This is a genomic window from Bradyrhizobium commune, from assembly GCF_015624505.1.
GTDB classification, from domain to species: Bacteria; Pseudomonadota; Alphaproteobacteria; order Rhizobiales; family Xanthobacteraceae; genus Bradyrhizobium; species Bradyrhizobium commune.
Genome location: NZ_CP061379.1, coordinates 2,513,989 through 2,530,078, shown reverse-complemented (window position 1 = coordinate 2,530,078; position 16,090 = coordinate 2,513,989). Strand labels below are relative to the sequence as shown.

Genomic DNA, 16,090 nt, shown 5'->3' with positions numbered 1-16,090 from the left:
AACTCAGCGCGCGGCCGTGCGGCCGAACAGACCGTTCGGGCGCCAGATCAGGATCACGATCATCATGGTGTAGATCACGAAGGGGCCCATCTTGGGCACATAATATTTGCCGGCGACGTCGCCGATGCCGAGCAGCAGCGAGGCCAGGAACGGGCCGGTGATCGAGGACGAGCCGCCGACGGTGACCACGATCAAAAAGTAGATCATGAACTTCAGCGGGAAATACGGATCGAGGCCGAGAATCTCGGCGCTCAACGCGCCACCGAGGCCAGCGAGCCCGCAACCGAAAGCAAACGTGAAGGCAAACACTTGCGGCACGTTGATGCCGAGGCCGCTCGCGGCGCGGGGATCATCGACCGCGGCGCGCAGGCGACTGCCGAAGCGCGTCTTGGCGAGCACCATCTGGAGACCAATGGTGAGCAGCCCGCAGATCACGATGATCATCAGCCGGTAACGGCCGATGCCGACGCCGAACAGGTCGAACTGCCCCTGGAGCGCGGCCGGCAGATTGATGAACACGCGCGACGAGCCCTGGATGTAGTCGACGGCGGCGACCGACATGAACGTAAGACCAATCGTGAACAGCACCTGGTCGAGATGACTGCGCGCATAGAGATGGCGATAGAGCGTGCGCTCGAGCACGATGCCGATCGCGGCAGCCGAGACGAAGGCGAGCGGCAAGGCAGCAAAGAACGGCCAGCCCATCCGGTTGACCAGCACCATGCAGACATAGCCGCCGGCCATGGCGAAGGCGCCGTGGGCGAGATTGACGAAGTTCATCAGGCCGAGCGTGACCGCGAGCCCGCAGGCCAGCACGAACAGCAGCATGCCGTAGGCAACGCCATCGAACAGGTTGGTGAGGATAGAGGTCATCGTGCGTCGAAAATCATCTCAAGTGTAGCCGAGTGCCGTGCTGCGCTCCCTCTCCCGCTTGCGGGAGAGGGTTGGGGGAGAGGGTCCCTCCACAGAGAGCCCCCCGACGAGGAGAGAACCCTCACCCGGCGCTTCGCGCCGACCTCTCCCGCAAGCGGGAGAGGTAAGAGGAGAGCCCCGGGATGACGCGCTTTCGCGCGTCACTTCTTGGTCTTGCCGAGATCCTTGACGGCCTCGAAGGTTGCGAACTCGACATTGTAGAGCTCGCCGTCGACCTTCTCGACCTTGCGGATGTAGATGTTCTGCACGATGTCGCGGGTCTCGGGATCGATCGAGATCGGGCCGCGCGGGCTTTCCCACTTCTGGCCCTTCATGGCCTCGACCAGCTTGGTGCCGTCGGTGTCGCCATTGGTCTTCTTCAGGGCTTCGTAGATCAGGTGGATGCCGTCATAGCCGCTCACTGCCATGAAGCCCGGACGGGTGCCGTAAGCCTCCTTGTAGGCCGCGACGAAATCCTTGTTCATCTGCGAGGGGTGGGCTGCCGAATAGAGATGCGCGGTGACCGTGCCGAGCACGGCGTCGCCCATGTTGTTGAGCAGGTCGTCGTCGGTGACGTCGCCCGGTCCGATCACCTTGATGCCGGCCTTGTCGAGGCCGCGCTCGGCATATTGCTTCATGAAGTTGCCGCCCTGGCCGGCCGGCACGAACACGAAGATCGCGTCGGGCTTGGCATCCTTCATGCGCTGGAGGAACGGCGCGAAGTCGGGATTGGCGAGCGGCACCTTGACCTCTTCGACCACCTCGCCGCCGCCGGCGGTGAAGTGCTCCTTGAAGAAGTTGAGCGCGTCATTGCCCGGCGCGTAGTCCGAAGTCAGGGTCGCCACCTTCTTGATGCCGTTCTTCACCGCCCAGTCGCCGATGATGGTCGAGGACTGCGCCAGCGTGAAGCTGGTGCGCACGATATAGGGCGAACGCTCGGTGATGATGGAGGTGCCGGCCGCCATCACGACTTCAGGGATCTTGGCCTGGGTGGCGAGCGGCGCAGCGGCAAGTGCAGCCGGCGTCACGCCGAAGCCGGCGATGAAATTGACCTTGTCGTTGACGATCAGCTCCTGCGCGGCCGTCTTGGTCTTGTCGGGGATAGCAGCATCGTCCTTGAGGATGATCTCGACCTTCTTGCCGGCGACGGTGTCGCCCTTTTGCTGCATGTAGAGCTTGATCGCGTTCTCGATCTGCTTGCCGGTCGAGGCCTGACCGCCGGTCATCGGCAGGATCAGGCCGACCTTGACACTGTCTTCGGCCTTGGCCGGCGCCGCGACCGCGAGGCCCGCGATGGCCGCAACGGCGGTTGCCCAAGAAAATTTGCGTGAAAGCTTACGTCCGAACATCAGATGTCCCTCCCCTTCATTCCTGACTCTTGTGCCCTGGACCGAGTGCCCGATCCTTGCCTGACCTTATATCTCACGCGCGAGCGATATCGCGCGCCACATGGCGTCTTTCGCGCCGTCCTTGTCAATCGGACGTTTGGCGACCATTCGGCGCAAGCCGAGCGTTCCAATTGCCGTCGGCGAAGCGCGCGCCTTGGTTACGTCGGGTAACCCGCGCGCATCCCAAGCCAGACCGATTTGTACGATTGTACAAATAAAATGGACCTGTCAACGAAAAAGCCCCATCGGCGACCAAGCCAGATTGTCGCGAGGAACTGGCCGCAGTCTAGGAATGCGGCTGGGCGCGTGGATGGAGGATTTCGCCTTTCATTTGCAGAATTTGAACATCGGTCCGCAAGGCATCGGGCCGCATTTGGTAATTCAATACCTATCTCGAATAAGCCAATTTTACCTTGTTGAAGGCTACCGTTCCTGACCCGTTGGTTACCCCAGCGTCCGTCCACACTTGTTCCGATGCCGGCGCCCCTTACGATGCCCCTGCGTTTCCGATCTCTCCTGACGCTCCTCGCATTTGCCGCGGTGCTATCCGGCTGCGGCACCGTCAATGAAAGACTCTCGTCCGGGATGGGTGAATACATCCCGCAATGGGCCGGCGGCCTGCCGGCAGACGCACCGCCGCGGCCGGGCACGCCGCAATACGACGCCTACATGAAGGAGCGCGAGCGCAAGCGGCTGATGCCGGCGGCCGATCGCGAGAAGGAAGAGCAGGCCCAGAAGGGCGCCACGGGCTCTACCTCGGGCGAGGCGGTGCACTAATCCATAAACACCACGGTCTTGCGGCCGTTGGGGATGACGCGGTCGTCGAGATGGTAACGGATCGCGCGCGCCAGCACGCGGCGCTCAATGTCGCGGCCCTTGCGCACCAGATCTTCCGGCGTATCGCGATGGCTGATGCGCTCGACATCCTGGTCGATGATCGGGCCCTCGTCGAGGTCGCGCGTGACGTAGTGAGCTGTCGCGCCGATCAGCTTGACGCCGCGCTCATGGGCCTGGTGATAGGGTTTTGCACCCTTGAAGCCCGGCAGGAATGAGTGGTGGATGTTGATGCAGCGGCCGGACAGTTTTGCCGACAGATCATCCGACAGGATCTGCATGTAGCGGGCGAGCACCACGAGATCGGTCCCGGTCTTGGCGACGAGATCGAGGATCTGCGCCTCCTGCTCGCTTTTGGTCTCCTTGGTGACCGGTAGATAGTGGAACGGAATCCCGCCGAAATCGAGCCCGGCATAGACCTCGCGCGGATGGTTGGAGACGATCGCGGCGAGCGTCATCGGCAATTCCCCGGTGCGCCAGCGATAGAGAATGTCGACCAGGCAGTGGTCGGACTTCGACACCAGCAGCATCACCTTGCGATGCGCGGCGCGGTCGCGCATCTGCCACTCCATGCCGAAACGCTCGGCGATCGCGGCAAAGCCGGTCTGGAGCGCAGATAGCTCCACGGCAAGATCGGCCGCGGTGAACACCACGCGCATGAAGAATTTCTTGGTCTCGATGTCGTCGAACTGCTGGGCGTCGAGAATGTTCTGTCCGTTATGGGCCAGGAAGGTCGACACCGCCGAGACGATGCCCGGGCGATCCGGGCAGGACAGTGTCAGAACATATTGCTGATCGGGCATGGCTCTTGATGAAGGTTTGTGCAGGGCTCGCGGAACAACCCGCGATTTGCGTCCTGCTCTATCACTGACCCCGCCCTTGCGCCAATCCCGACCACGGAGTCAGGATGAACGGAAGATGTCTGACCGGAGTACGCCCATGGCCGACCGCCTGAACGGCTATCGCATCCTGATCCTGGAGACGCGCGAGGAGGCGCAGTTCTCAAAACTCCTGGCCGAGCAAGGCGCCGAGGTCGTGCAATGCCCGATGTTCACCATCCAGGACGCGCCGGACCCTGCCCCGATCGAGGCCTGGATCCGCCGCGCCATCGACAAGCCGTTGGACGACCTCGTGCTGATGACCGGCGAAGGCCTGCGGCGGATCATGAAGCTCGCGCGGAGCCGCGAGCTCGATCAGGCCTTCGTCGCGGCGCTCGCCAAATCGCGAAAATTCACCCGCGGCCCGAAACCCGGCAAGGCGCTGCGCGAGATCTCGCTCGAAGCGCAGCAGACCACGGAGAAGCCGACCACCGAGGGCGTGATCGAGATGCTGGGCAAGCTCGACCTCAGGGGACGCCGCCTCGGCCTTCAGCTCTATCCCGACAAGGACCACAGCGCGCTGACCGGCGCGCTCTCGGCTCAAGGCGCCGAGGTCGACACCGTGCTGCCTTACGTCTACGATTCCAAGGCGGCCGACGCCAACATCGTTGCCGCCATTGATGAGATGGCGGCGGGGCGGATCGATTCCATTGCGCTGACCAATCTCGGCCAGGTCCGCCGCCTGATCGAGGCCGCCAAGGCCCATGGCAGCGAGACGACGTTGCGCACCGGGCTTGAGCGGACGCTGATTGCGTCGGTTGGACCGGCGGTCTCGGGCGAGCTCGCCACCCACGGTTTGCGCACGGACGTTGCGCCGGCGGATGAAGCTTATTTCATGCGGCCCCTGATCTCGGCGATGACCACGGCGCTCGCAGAACGAAAGCCATAGGTGGCTGCGCACCGGGTCGGCATGCACCGGCGAGACCTCGCCGGGCATTCGTCAGCGTGTTGCAATTCTGTCCAATAGATGCGCCGCGAGAATCCTAAACGGCGGCTCACATGGACATTGCTGCTGAGAACATGTTGGCGACCGCGATCTCGCGCCTGAGCGCGGGACGATTTGGCGAGGTCGAGGCGCTGTGCCGGCCCATCCTTGCGCGATACCCACAACATGTGGGCGCGCTCCATTGCATGGCGCAAGCGGTGTCCCGTTCGGGGCGGCCCGACGATGCCTTGCCATTCCTGCGGCGCGCCATCAAGGTCCAGCCCGGCGATGCCGGCCTGCTGACCAATTTCGGCGTCACGCTGAGGGCTGCTGGCAAACTCGACGAGGCGGTGAAAGCCTATCGGCAGGCGCTACAGGAAGCCCCCGAGGTTGGGGATATCTGGTTCAACCTCGGCAACGCGCTCAGGGAAAACGAGCGCGAGGGCGAGGCCGAAGCCGCCTACACCCGTGCGATCGCGACCGGAAACTGCACCAACGGCGGCGCAGCGGTCCATGCCAATCACGGCCTGCTCCTGGAAGACCGCGGAGATTTCGTCGCGGCAATCGCCGCGCATCGTGAGGCCACTCGCCTGCTCCCGGACATGGCCGAGTACCACTACAATCTCGGCAACGCGCTGCGCGCCAATCTACGGCTCGATGACGCCGTTCACGCTTACGACGCCGCGCTACGGTTGCGGCCCGGATATCCGGAGGCAATTCTCAATCAGTCGCTGGCCTTCCTGCTCCAGGGAGATTTTTCGCGCGGTCTTGCCGGCTATGAGGCACGGCTGCTGACGGCCGAGGTGGAACGGCGCAATTTCGCACCGCCGCTCTGGCGCGGCGAGCCTCTTGCGAAACGTGTCCTCTTGCTTCATGCGGAGCAGGGACTGGGCGACACGATTCAGTTCCTGCGCTATCTGCCTCTTCTGAATGAACGCGCCGGTCATGTTCTTGTCGAAATTCCGCCGGCGCTGCGGCGCCTGACGGAGCGCAAGGTTACTCGCGAGGGATTGGCGCAGGTCAGCGTGGTCAGCCGCAGTGAGACTTTGCCACGCTTTGATTTTCATATCCCGTTCATGAGCCTGCCCCATGCCGTTGGCTTCGATGTGCAGGATATTCCGGGGGGTGTGCCTTATCTCTCGGCCGACCCGGCTGTGGTCGAGACCTGGTCGGCGCGGGTTGGCTCCGAGGATGCATTGCGGGTCGGGCTGGTCTGGGCCGGTAATCCGACCCACCGCAACGATCGCAATCGGTCAATCAAGCCAAAATCCCTGTTGCCGCTGCTCGAGGCAAAGGCGGCGACACCCATTCGGTTCTTCAGCCTGCAAGTCGGGGCTCGGGCCGGCAACATCAGGAGCTTTCCGCGAGGGCGCGTCACCGACCTCGCACCCCATCTCGGCGACCTCGACGATACGGCGGCTGCGATCTGCACGCTCGATCTCGTGATCTGCGTCGACACGTCGGTGGCTCATTTGGCGGCCGCGCTCGGCAAGCCAGTCGAGCTGCTCCTACCCTACAATCCCGATTGGCGCTGGCTGCTCGATCGCCTCGACAGCCCCTGGTATCCAACTGTCCATCTCCGTCGTCAGAGCACCCCCGGAGACTGGACCGGTGTCGTGGCTGAGCTCGCGGCCGATTTAGCCAGCGGCCCCTTTAAAAAGCTCTAGTCGCCATACCCCCTTAGCCGCTCGATATCCAAGATCGTCACCCCGCCATATTCGAGCCGCAGCAGCCCTTCCTTCTCAAGCCGGTTCAGCGCGCGGTTGGCGTTCTGGCGCGACATGCCGGACAGCGCACCGATCTCCTCCTGGGTGATCTCCAGATGCGCGGTCGATTCCGGATACAGGATCGGGTTGAACAGCGAGGCGATGCTGCGGGCGAGGCGCGAGGTAGCATCCAGCGTGCGGTTGACCTCGAGCATGCCGATGAACTGGCCGAGCCGTTCGTTGAGCTGGCGCACCAGGAAGCGGTTGAAGCCGACGCTGTTCTCGAACAGCCACATGAAGGCGGTCCGCTCCATCAGCGCGACACGGCTGCCGCGGAGCGCGACGACGTCATAACGCCGCAGTTCGTTCTTGAGCACGCTGCCCTCGCCGAACCAGGCGCCGGCAGTCAGCCCCGCAAGGCTCGTCTCCTTGCCGTCGCGCGAGACCCCGCCCATGCGCGCCAGGCCGCTCACCATGCCGGCCCAATAGTCAAACTTGTCGCCGCGCATGAACACGGTCTCGCCGGTGCCGTAGGACCGTTCCGTGATTCCGGCGCGCGCAACCTCGATCTCCGCGTGCGTGAGCTCGCGCGACCAGGCGGCGACGCGCTTCAGTTGATCCTCTGAAATCATGATCGCGAGGCCAGCCGCACCGTTTCGTCACTCCACCCCTCTGTTGCACCGCAACACGATTGCTTCGGCCGCCATCCGACGAAAGATGGAGGCGACTGCCGCCCGAAAAACTTTGTCGCAGAATTGTCAGGCCGGAGACATTTCAAAATAGCGCTTTCCCCTATTGAGGACCACCTTGGGCGATGCGGCTTTTGATCCCGATCGGGAACGAAAGCCGCACGGCCCGGTCGAGACCAACTGCTGCATGGCCTCACCGGGACGACCGTACTAGGATCGCGGAAGAGGAACGGACGAAGAGCGCCGCTGAATGCGCCATCACCGGGAGGGAATTGTTTGGTGGCTACCAGTCTCGAAGTGCGTGGCGTGTCCCTGCGGTTCGGTGGCGTTCGCGCGCTGACCGATGTCAGCTTTGCCATCAAGGAGGGCGAGCTGTTCTCGATCATCGGCCCCAACGGCGCCGGCAAGACCTCGATCGTGAACTGCATTTCCGGCCGCTACAAGCCGACCGAAGGCCAGCTGTTCTACCAGGGCCGCGACATCACCGGGCTGACACCGAATGCGCGGCCCTCGCTCGGCATCGGCCGCACCTTCCAGAATCTGGCGCTGTTCCACCACATGAGCGTGCTCGACAACATCATGGTCGGCCGCCATCACCTCCTGAAGAACAATTTCCTCACGGGCTCGCTGTACTGGCTCACCGGCGCGCGCAAGGAAGAGCTCGAACACCGCCGCAAGGTGGAGGAGATCATCGACTTCCTCGATCTCCAGACGGTGCGAAAAGCGCCAGCCGGCACACTCCCTTACGGCCTGCGCAAGCGCGTCGAGCTCGCCCGCGCCATGGCGCTGGAGCCGCGCCTGATCCTTCTCGACGAACCGATGGCCGGCATGAATTTCGAGGAGAAGGAGGACATGGCCCGCTACATCGTCGATCTCAACGAGGAGTTCGGGATGACTGTGGTAATGATCGAGCACGACATGGGCGTGGTGATGGACATCTCCCACCGCGTCATGGTGCTGGACTTCGGCCGCAAAATCGCCGAGGGCGATCCCGCCGCGGTGCTCGCCGATCCCCACGTCAAGCGCGCCTATCTCGGCGAAGAGGACGAGACGCTGGTCGATCCCGACGACACGCCGGCTGCGCAGGAGAGCGCAGCATGATGGACTATGCGGGCCGCGTCGCGCAGGCCGATACCTATCCGAAGATGCTCCGGCTCAACGCGAAGGAGCACGGCAACGAAATCGCGCTGCGCGAAAAGGATCTCGGTCTCTGGCGCCCTTTCTCCTGGAACGACTATCAGACCCGCGTGCGCGACTTCGCGCTCGGCCTGATCGAGCTCGGCCTCGGCCGCGGCGACGTCATCGGCATCATCGGTGACAACCGGCCGGACTGGGTCGCCGCGGAAGTGGCGACGCATGCGATCGGCGGATTGAGCCTCGGGCTCTATCGGGACGTGCTGGACGAAGAAGCCTCCTATCTCCTCACCTATGGCGAAGCGCAGCTCGTCTTTGCCGAGGACGAAGAGCAGGTCGACAAGCTGCTGACGCTGGCCGAGCGCGTGCCGAGGCTGAAGCACATCATCTATTCCGATCCGCGCGGGATGCGGAAATATGACGATCCCAGGCTGATGTCGGCTGAGGCCTTCGCTGAGCTCGGGCGTGGCCGGGCTATGCGAGAGCCGGAGCTCTACGACCGCTTGGTGGATGCCACCAAGGGCGAGGACGTCGCGATCCTCTGCACCACGTCAGGCACCACCTCGCATCCGAAACTTGCGATGCTCGCGGCCGGCCGCGTGCTCGGCCATTGTGCGACCTATCTCGCCTTCGACCCCAAGGGACCGAACGACGAATACGTCTCCGTGCTGCCGCTGCCCTGGATCATGGAGCAGGTCTACGTGCTCGGCAAAGGCCTCTTGTGCCGGATGAAGATCAACTTCGTCGAAGAGCCTGATACAATGATGAACGATCTGCGCGAGATCGCGCCGACGTTCGTGCTGTTCGCGCCGCGCGTCTGGGAATCGATTGCTGCCGACGTCCGCGCCAAGGTGATGGATGCAACGCCCTTCAAGCAGCGCCTGTTCGATATCGGCATGAAGAGCGGTCTTGCTGCGCTCGAGCAGGGCAAGCGTTCCGGCTTTGCCGACGCGATCCTGTTCCGCGCGCTGCGCGACCGGCTCGGCTTCACCCGCCTGCGCTCGGCGGCGACCGGCGGTGCAGCGCTCGGGCCGGATACTTTCAAATTTTTCCAGGCCATGGGCGTGCCGTTGCGCACGCTCTACGGCCAGACCGAGCTGTTGGGCGCCTACACGCTGCATCCCGAGGGCAAGGTCGACCCTGACACGACAGGCGTGCCGATGGCCGACAATGTCGAGATCCGCATCGACAACGCCGATATCCACGGCGTCGGCGAGATCGTGGTGCGGCATCCGAACATGTTCCTCGGCTACTACAAGAATCCCGAGGCGAGCGTTGCCGACATCCGGGACGGCTGGATGCTGTCGGGCGACGCCGGCTATTTCAACGACAATCAGCAGCTCGTCGTCATCGATCGCATCAAGGATCTCGCCGAGACCTCGCGCGGCGAGCGCTTCTCGCCGCAATTCATCGAGAACAAGCTGAAGTTCTCGCCTTATATCGCCGAAGCCGTGGTGTTGGGTGCTGGCCGCGAAGCGCTCGCGGCGATGATCTGCATCCGTTACTCCATCATCTCGAAATGGGCGGAGAGGAGCCGGCTCTCGTTTACGACCTATAGCGATCTCGCCTCGCGACCCGAGGTCTATGCGCTGCTCCAGAAGGAAGTCGAGACCGTGAACGCCACGCTGCCGCCGGCACAACGCATCTCGCGCTTCCTCCTGCTCTATAAGGAGCTGGACGCCGACGACGGCGAGCTCACCCGCACGAGAAAAGTGCGCCGCGGCGTCATCAACGAGAAATACGCTGGAATCATCGACGCCATCTACCACGGCGATGCCGACATCCCCGTCGACACCGTGATCCGCTTCCAGGACGGCACCACTCAACGCGTGCGCACCACGCTGCGCGTGGTGAATCTCGGCGGACACGGACATCTGGCGGAGGCCGCGGAGTGATGTCGCTCTCGGAAAAAGCGCTGCCAGCCGATGTGCCCTCTCCCCTTGTGGGAGAGGGCATCTCCGCTCTCTGCCACACCCTCACTCGGGTGAGGGGTCCTCTCGCCGCACCGTCACTGCGGAGACAACCCCTCACCCGGCTTCGCTTCGCGAAGCCACCCTCTCCCACAAGGGGGGAGGGTGCAGCATCATCGCTTCTGCATTTTGCGCGGGCCTCGACATGAACACCGCCTTCCTTATCCAGCTCCTGGTCAACGGCCTCGTCGTGGGCACGCTCTATGGCGTGGTCGCGATGTCGTTCGTGCTGATCTACAAGGCGACCCAGGTCGTCAATTTTGCGCAAGGCGAGCTGCTGCTGGTCGGCGCCTGGGTGTGCTGGGCGCTGCTCGCCAAATACCAGGTGCCGTTCTGGATCGGCATGCCGATGACGCTGGTGTTCATGTTCGTGTTCGGCATCGCGATCCAGGTGCTGATCCTGCGGCCGATGATCGGCGAGCCCATCATCTCCGTGATCATGGTGACGATCGGCCTCTCCACCGTGCTCCAGGCCACGCTGAAATGGATGTTCGGCGTCAACCCGCAGCCGTTCCCGCGGGTGTTCGAAAGCCAGTCGGTCGCACTGTTCGGCCTCCAGATCCAGACCGTCTACGTCATGAGCCTCGTCGTGTCGCTCGCGATGATGATCGGCATGGCCTGGTTCTTCCGTGCCTCGAAGTACGGCCTAGCAATGCGCGCGACGGCGTTCAACCAGCAGGTTGCACAGTCGCTCGGCATTTCCGTGAAGAGCGTGTTCGCGATGGCCTGGGCGATCTCGGCGACGGTCTCGGCAGTCGCCGGCGTCGTCGTCGCAGTGGTCAATGGCGTGTCGTCCGGCCTCGCCGCCTACGGCATAAAAGTGTTTCCAGCGGCGATCCTCGGCGGGCTCGATTCCGTCGGCGGCGCGGTGCTCGGCGGCATCATCATCGGCCTGCTCGAGAACATCGCGCAATATGTCGACAGCCAGTATCTGCATTGGGGCAATCTCTACGAGATCGCGCCGTTCTACGTTCTCATCATCGTGCTGATGATCAAGCCCTACGGCCTGTTCGGCACCCACGACATCGAGCGGATCTGATCCATGGCCGGCCCTGCCCTCATCCCTGCTGGTGATTTCCGCACCTCCTACGCGGCCGACACCACGATCTTCCCGACCACGACCAGCCGCAACTTTGCGATTCTCGGCGTGCTGCTGCTCTGCCTCGTGCCGCAATTGCTCGGCGGCTACTGGCTGAGCATCCTGATCCAGATCGGCATCTTCTCGATCGCAGCACTCGGCTTGAACATCCTGGTCGGCTTCACCGGGCAGATCTCGATCGGGCACGCCGCCTTCTTCCTGTTCGGCGCCTTCACCTCGGCCTACATCTCCAACAACACGCCGATCCCGGTGTTCTTCGCGATCCCGCTCGCCGGTGTCGTCACCGCGCTTGTCGGCTTGATCTTCGGCATTCCGGCGGCGCGGCTGAAGGGGCTCTATCTCGTCATCGCGACGCTTGCCGCGCAATATATCCTGCTCGACTTCTTCTCCCGAGCCGAATGGTTTTCCGGCGGCTCGGTGCCCGCGAGCGCCGAGCCGTTTTCGATCTTCGGCTACACGCTGCGCGGCGACCGGCAGTATTTCTACGTCGTGCTGGCCTATGTGCTCGCGAGCTACATTCTCGTCACCAATCTGATGCGCACGCGCGACGGCCGCGCGCTGGTGGCGATCCGCGACCATTATCTCTCCGCGGAGATCATGGGCATCAACCTCACCAAATACCGCACGCTGTCGTTTGGGCTGGCCGCCTTCTTCGCCGGTATCGCCGGCGCGCTCTACGCGCACTACCAGCTCGTGGTCTCGCAGGAAGGCTTTGGCATCGAGCGCTCGATCCTGTTCCTCGCCATGATCATCATCGGCGGCACCGGTTCGATCATGGGCACGCTGATGGGCACCGCCTTCGTGGTGCTGCTGCCGGAATCGATGGAGTTCATCAGCCTGTCGCTCAAGGGCGGCGCGATCGACAAGGCGCTCTCGCTCAACAACAACCTCACCTTCCTGCGCGAGATCGCGATCGGCGCGATCATCATCGTCTTCCTGATGTTCGAACCCGACGGGCTCGCACACCGCTGGCGGCAGATCAAAGCGTACTGGAAACTCTACCCGTTCTCGCATTGAGGGCGGGCCAAATCAACAAACCAATAACAGGAGGAGACGACCGATGAAGACAAAATCCCTTTTGAGCACCGCCTCGCTCGCGTTTGCGATTGCGGCCTTTTCGGCCGGCGCGCAGGCGCAGATCGTGATCGGCCATCTCGAAGACCGCTCGGGTGGCACCGCCGACGTCGGCACGCCGTTCGGCCAGGCCGTCGCCGACACCTTCGCCTGGGTCAACAAGAATGGCGGCGTCGGCGGCAAGCAGCTCAACGTCGACACCAACGACTACGGCTATCAGGTGCCGCGCGCGATCGCGCTCTACAAGAAGTGGTCGGCGCCTGACAGCAAGGTCGCGGCGATCATGGGCTGGGGCACGGCGGACACCGAGGCGCTGACCGGCTTCCTCGCGCAGGATAAGATCCCCGACATGTCCGGCTCCTACGCGGCTGCGCTCTCCGATCCCGAAGGCACCAGCGGCAAGGCCAAGCCCGCGCCCTATAATTTCTTCTACGGTCCGACCTATTCAGATGCGCTGCGCGCGATGCTGATGTGGGCGGCCGACGATTGGAAGGCCAAGGGCAAGCCGGGCAAGCCGAAATACGTCCATATGGGCGCCAATCATCCCTACCCCAACGCGCCAAAGGCCGCCGGCGAGGCGCTCGCCACCGAGCTCGGCTTCGAGGTGCTGCCGCCGCTGGTGTTCGCATTGAGCCCCGGCGACTACAGCAGCCAGTGTCTCAGCCTGAAGAGCTCGGGGGCAAACTACGCTTATCTCGGTAATACGCCGCAATCCAACGTCTCGGTGCTGAAGGCGTGCAAGGCCGCGGGCGTGGACGTCCAGTTCCTCGGCAACGTCTGGGGCATGGACGAGGCCGGCGCCAAGGCGGCCGGCGACGCCGCCGATGGCGTGGTGTTTCCGCTGCGCACGGCAGTGAGCTGGGGCGGCGATGCGCCGGGCATGAAGACGGTGATGGAGATCTCGAAGATGTCCGACCCCACCGGCAAGGTCTATCGTCCCGTGCATTACATCGCGGCCGTCTGCTCGGCACTCTACATGAAGGAGGCGCTCGACTGGGCCGCCAAGAACGGCGGCGCTACCGGCGAAAACGTCGCCAAGGGCTTTTACCAGAAGAAGGACTGGGTGCCGGCCGGCATGGAAGGCGTCTGCAATCCCTCGACCTGGACCGAAAAGGACCACCGCGGGACCATGAAGGTCGATCTCTATCGCTCGAAGGTCTCCGGCGCGACCGACGGCGACATCAACGACCTCATGGGCAAAGGCACGATCAAGCTCGAGAAGGTCAAGTCGGTGGAGCTGCCGCGCAAGCCGGAATGGTTTGGGTGGTGAGCCCACGCATTGACCACGCACGCAACTGTCATCCCCGCCTTGTGCGCAGTGCCCACTGGAGCGGGGATCCAGTACGCCGCAGCTTCTCAGCGAATCTGTGGCGTCTCTGGAATACTGGGTCGCCCGGTCAAGCCGGGCGACGACATCGAGAAAGTGACTGGCCATGAGCGAAACGGCTCGCATCGAGCGTCCCTCCCCGACCATCGTACCCGCACCGCCCCTGCTTGGCGTGCGCAACATCGAGGTTGTCTATGACGACGTCATCCTGGTGCTGCGCGGCTTGAGCCTCGACGTGCCCAAGGGCGCGATCGTGGCGCTGTTAGGCGCCAACGGCGCCGGCAAGTCGACGACGCTGAAGGCGATCTCGGGACTGCTCAAGACCGAGGACGGCGAGGTCACGCGCGGCGAGATCCTGTTCGAGGGCGAACGCATCAACGGCATCGATCCCGACAAGATCGTGCGCCGCGGCATCTTCCAGGTGATGGAGGGCCGCCGCATCGTCGCCGACATGACGTCGCTGGAAAACCTCAAGCTCGGCGCCTTCACCCGCCGGGACCGCGAGGTCGATGCCGATCTCGACATGGTCTTCAACTACTTCCCGCGCCTGAAAGAGCGCACGGGGCTCGCCGGCTATCTCTCCGGTGGCGAGCAGCAGATGCTCGCGATCGGCCGCGCGCTGATGGCGCGCCCGAAGATGATCCTGATGGACGAGCCCTCGATGGGCCTGTCGCCGCTGCTGGTGAAGGAGGTGTTCTCGATCATCCAGAAGATCAACCGCGACCTCGGCGTCACCATCCTGCTGGTCGAGCAAAACGCACGCGCTGCGCTGTCGGTGGCAAGCCACGGCTACATTATGGAGCAGGGCAAGGTCGTGCTCGACGGCACCGCGGACGAATTGCGCGACAACGAGGACGTCAAGGAGTTCTACCTCGGCGGTGCCGGCGACCAGCGCAAGAGTTTCAAGAACCTCAAGAGTTTCAAGCGGCGCAAGCGGTGGCTCTAACCCAAAACCTGCTCCGCTTCCGTGACTGCGCAGAGAACATGATAGAACGACGACGCAGGAATGGTGTCGATCAGCGAGTTGCCGTCGCGGTCGAACTGATCGTACCAGCCGCCCTTCACGGGATGGCTGAGATAATGCCGTTCCAGCCTCGCCAGCGCCGCGCGCGCTTCGTCTGCCGCGCCCGTCTCGCCGGACTCGGCCTGCGCGATCCACGCCTTCGCGATCTCGGTCTGCGGCCACAGCCGGCGCGTCGCGCGACGGATGTTGCCGGCATCGTCGCCCTCGTCGATCAGGCAGCCCGTCGCCTCGTCGCGATAGCGCAGCGCGGACGCAAGCAACTCGGCGCGCCGCTGTCCGGTCGGGCAACCCGTGATGCGCTCAAACCCCTTCAACAGCCACACCCATTCCGCCTGGTGACCGGGCTCGACGCTGACGGGCGCGATCTTCGACCAGTCCTCCTCGAAATATTCGCCGAGCGCGCGCGTCTGCTTGTCGTAGAGATTGGCGAGAAACAGCGCAAAGAACTCGCCCGCGCGGTTCTGGAACGACAGATCATGGGTCGCGTCGAAGCATGCGATCATCGCCTCGAACAGATGCATGTGCGGGTTCTGCCGGCGCGGCAGCGACACCGGCAGGCCTTCGTGGACGCCGCCATGCGGCGAGCGCAGGTGTCCGTCGATGAAGGCGAGCAGCGCATCGATCTCGGCGCGGACCTGCGCGTCCTTGTCGATCGCATAGACGGTCGCGAGCGCGAACAGGATGAAGGCGTGGTCGTAGGCATCGCGTCGCGAATCCAGCACCGCGCCGTCCGGCGTCAGCCGGTGCACATAGCCGGGCCGGCCGTCTGGCGCCTTCGCGTGTCCCAGCAAATGCTCGAGCCCCTTGAGCGCGATGGCGTGTCCCTCAGGGTACCAGCCCATCTGCGCCGCCTTGGCGTAACAATAGATCTGGCGCGCCTGCACGAACACGCGCCGCGGCGCGGCGGTATCCGCCGTGCCGTCGCGGTGCAGCCGGTCGATGAATCCGCCCGCTTTGTGATCCCAGCCGACGGTCGACCACAGCGGTATTGCATCGTCGATCATACGGCGCTTCAGGCGCGCGACGACGTCCTCGTCCGCCGCCATGATCCGCTCATCCGCCATCGCGTTCTCTCCACGCCCCGCCAATGGCCGTCTGATACCCATGGAAGCAGCGGCGTGCAACGGATG

At 63.7% G+C, this 16,090-nt stretch carries 14 protein-coding genes; 9 read left to right on the top strand and 5 right to left on the bottom strand.

Features of this window, described 5'->3' with window-relative positions; all coding sequences use genetic code 11:
• Positions 1-3: 3 nt before the first annotated feature.
• Together IC761_RS11875 and IC761_RS11870 are read right to left on the bottom strand one after the other, a co-directional pair.
• Positions 4-873, bottom strand: a complete 870-nt coding sequence (locus tag IC761_RS11875) for a branched-chain amino acid ABC transporter permease (protein WP_195803423.1) — start codon at positions 871-873, stop codon at positions 4-6.
• Between the two features lie 200 nt (positions 874-1,073).
• Positions 1,074-2,261, bottom strand: coding sequence for an ABC transporter substrate-binding protein (locus IC761_RS11870; RefSeq protein ID WP_195803422.1), 1,188 nt, complete (start codon positions 2,259-2,261; stop codon positions 1,074-1,076).
• Positions 2,262-2,792: 531 nt separating this feature from the next.
• Here IC761_RS11870 and IC761_RS11865 point away from each other — a divergent pair.
• A complete protein-coding gene (locus IC761_RS11865; RefSeq protein WP_195803421.1) occupies positions 2,793-3,077 on the top strand; it encodes a hypothetical protein in 285 nt (94 codons plus the stop codon).
• Here the strand turns inward: IC761_RS11865 and purU are convergent.
• Complete coding sequence (purU, locus tag IC761_RS11860; protein ID WP_195803420.1) at positions 3,074-3,937, bottom strand: formyltetrahydrofolate deformylase; 864 nt, start codon at positions 3,935-3,937, stop codon at positions 3,074-3,076. The two genes, IC761_RS11865 and purU, sit on opposite strands and share 4 nt — an antisense overlap.
• A gap of 136 nt (positions 3,938-4,073) precedes the next feature.
• On the opposite strand from purU, the gene IC761_RS11855 reads away from it, so the two are divergent.
• The gene (locus tag IC761_RS11855) at positions 4,074-4,901 is read left to right on the top strand and encodes a uroporphyrinogen-III synthase (RefSeq protein ID WP_195803419.1); all 828 of its coding nucleotides are present in this window, start codon (positions 4,074-4,076) and stop codon (positions 4,899-4,901) included.
• A 110-nt stretch (positions 4,902-5,011) separates the two neighbouring features.
• Positions 5,012-6,604 carry a tetratricopeptide repeat protein gene (locus tag IC761_RS11850; protein WP_195803418.1) on the top strand — a complete coding sequence of 531 codons (1,593 nt, stop codon included), beginning with the start codon at positions 5,012-5,014 and terminating at the stop codon, positions 6,602-6,604.
• Here the strand turns inward: IC761_RS11850 and IC761_RS11845 are convergent.
• A complete protein-coding gene (locus IC761_RS11845; protein ID WP_195803417.1) occupies positions 6,601-7,275 on the bottom strand; it encodes a Crp/Fnr family transcriptional regulator in 675 nt (224 codons plus the stop codon). The genes IC761_RS11850 and IC761_RS11845 overlap by 4 nt on opposite strands.
• Before the next feature lie 336 nt (positions 7,276-7,611).
• Between IC761_RS11845 and IC761_RS11840 the strand changes: the two genes are divergently transcribed.
• The 6 genes from IC761_RS11840 (at position 7,612) to IC761_RS11815 (ending at position 14,882) form a co-directional block, all read left to right on the top strand.
• Positions 7,612-8,433 (top strand): ABC transporter ATP-binding protein, encoded by an 822-nt coding sequence (locus IC761_RS11840; protein WP_195803416.1) that lies wholly within the window; start codon positions 7,612-7,614, stop codon positions 8,431-8,433.
• Positions 8,430-10,361: a long-chain fatty acid--CoA ligase gene (locus IC761_RS11835; RefSeq protein ID WP_195803415.1), complete on the top strand. Its 1,932-nt coding sequence runs from the start codon at positions 8,430-8,432 to the stop codon at positions 10,359-10,361. Before IC761_RS11840 ends, IC761_RS11835 begins: the two co-directional genes overlap by 4 nt.
• Positions 10,362-10,581: 220 nt before the next feature.
• The gene (locus IC761_RS11830) at positions 10,582-11,475 is read left to right on the top strand and encodes a branched-chain amino acid ABC transporter permease (RefSeq protein WP_195803414.1); all 894 of its coding nucleotides are present in this window, start codon (positions 10,582-10,584) and stop codon (positions 11,473-11,475) included.
• Positions 11,476-11,478: 3 nt separating this feature from the next.
• Positions 11,479-12,552 carry a branched-chain amino acid ABC transporter permease gene (locus IC761_RS11825; RefSeq protein ID WP_195803413.1) on the top strand — a complete coding sequence of 358 codons (1,074 nt, stop codon included), beginning with the start codon at positions 11,479-11,481 and terminating at the stop codon, positions 12,550-12,552.
• A 43-nt stretch (positions 12,553-12,595) separates the two neighbouring features.
• Positions 12,596-13,879 carry an ABC transporter substrate-binding protein gene (locus IC761_RS11820; RefSeq protein ID WP_195803412.1) on the top strand — a complete coding sequence of 428 codons (1,284 nt, stop codon included), beginning with the start codon at positions 12,596-12,598 and terminating at the stop codon, positions 13,877-13,879.
• Between the two features lie 163 nt (positions 13,880-14,042).
• The gene (locus IC761_RS11815) at positions 14,043-14,882 is read left to right on the top strand and encodes an ABC transporter ATP-binding protein (protein WP_195803411.1); all 840 of its coding nucleotides are present in this window, start codon (positions 14,043-14,045) and stop codon (positions 14,880-14,882) included.
• Here the strand turns inward: IC761_RS11815 and IC761_RS11810 are convergent.
• Complete coding sequence (locus IC761_RS11810; protein WP_195803410.1) at positions 14,879-16,024, bottom strand: AGE family epimerase/isomerase; 1,146 nt, start codon at positions 16,022-16,024, stop codon at positions 14,879-14,881. The genes IC761_RS11815 and IC761_RS11810 overlap by 4 nt on opposite strands.
• Positions 16,025-16,090 lie beyond the last annotated feature (66 nt).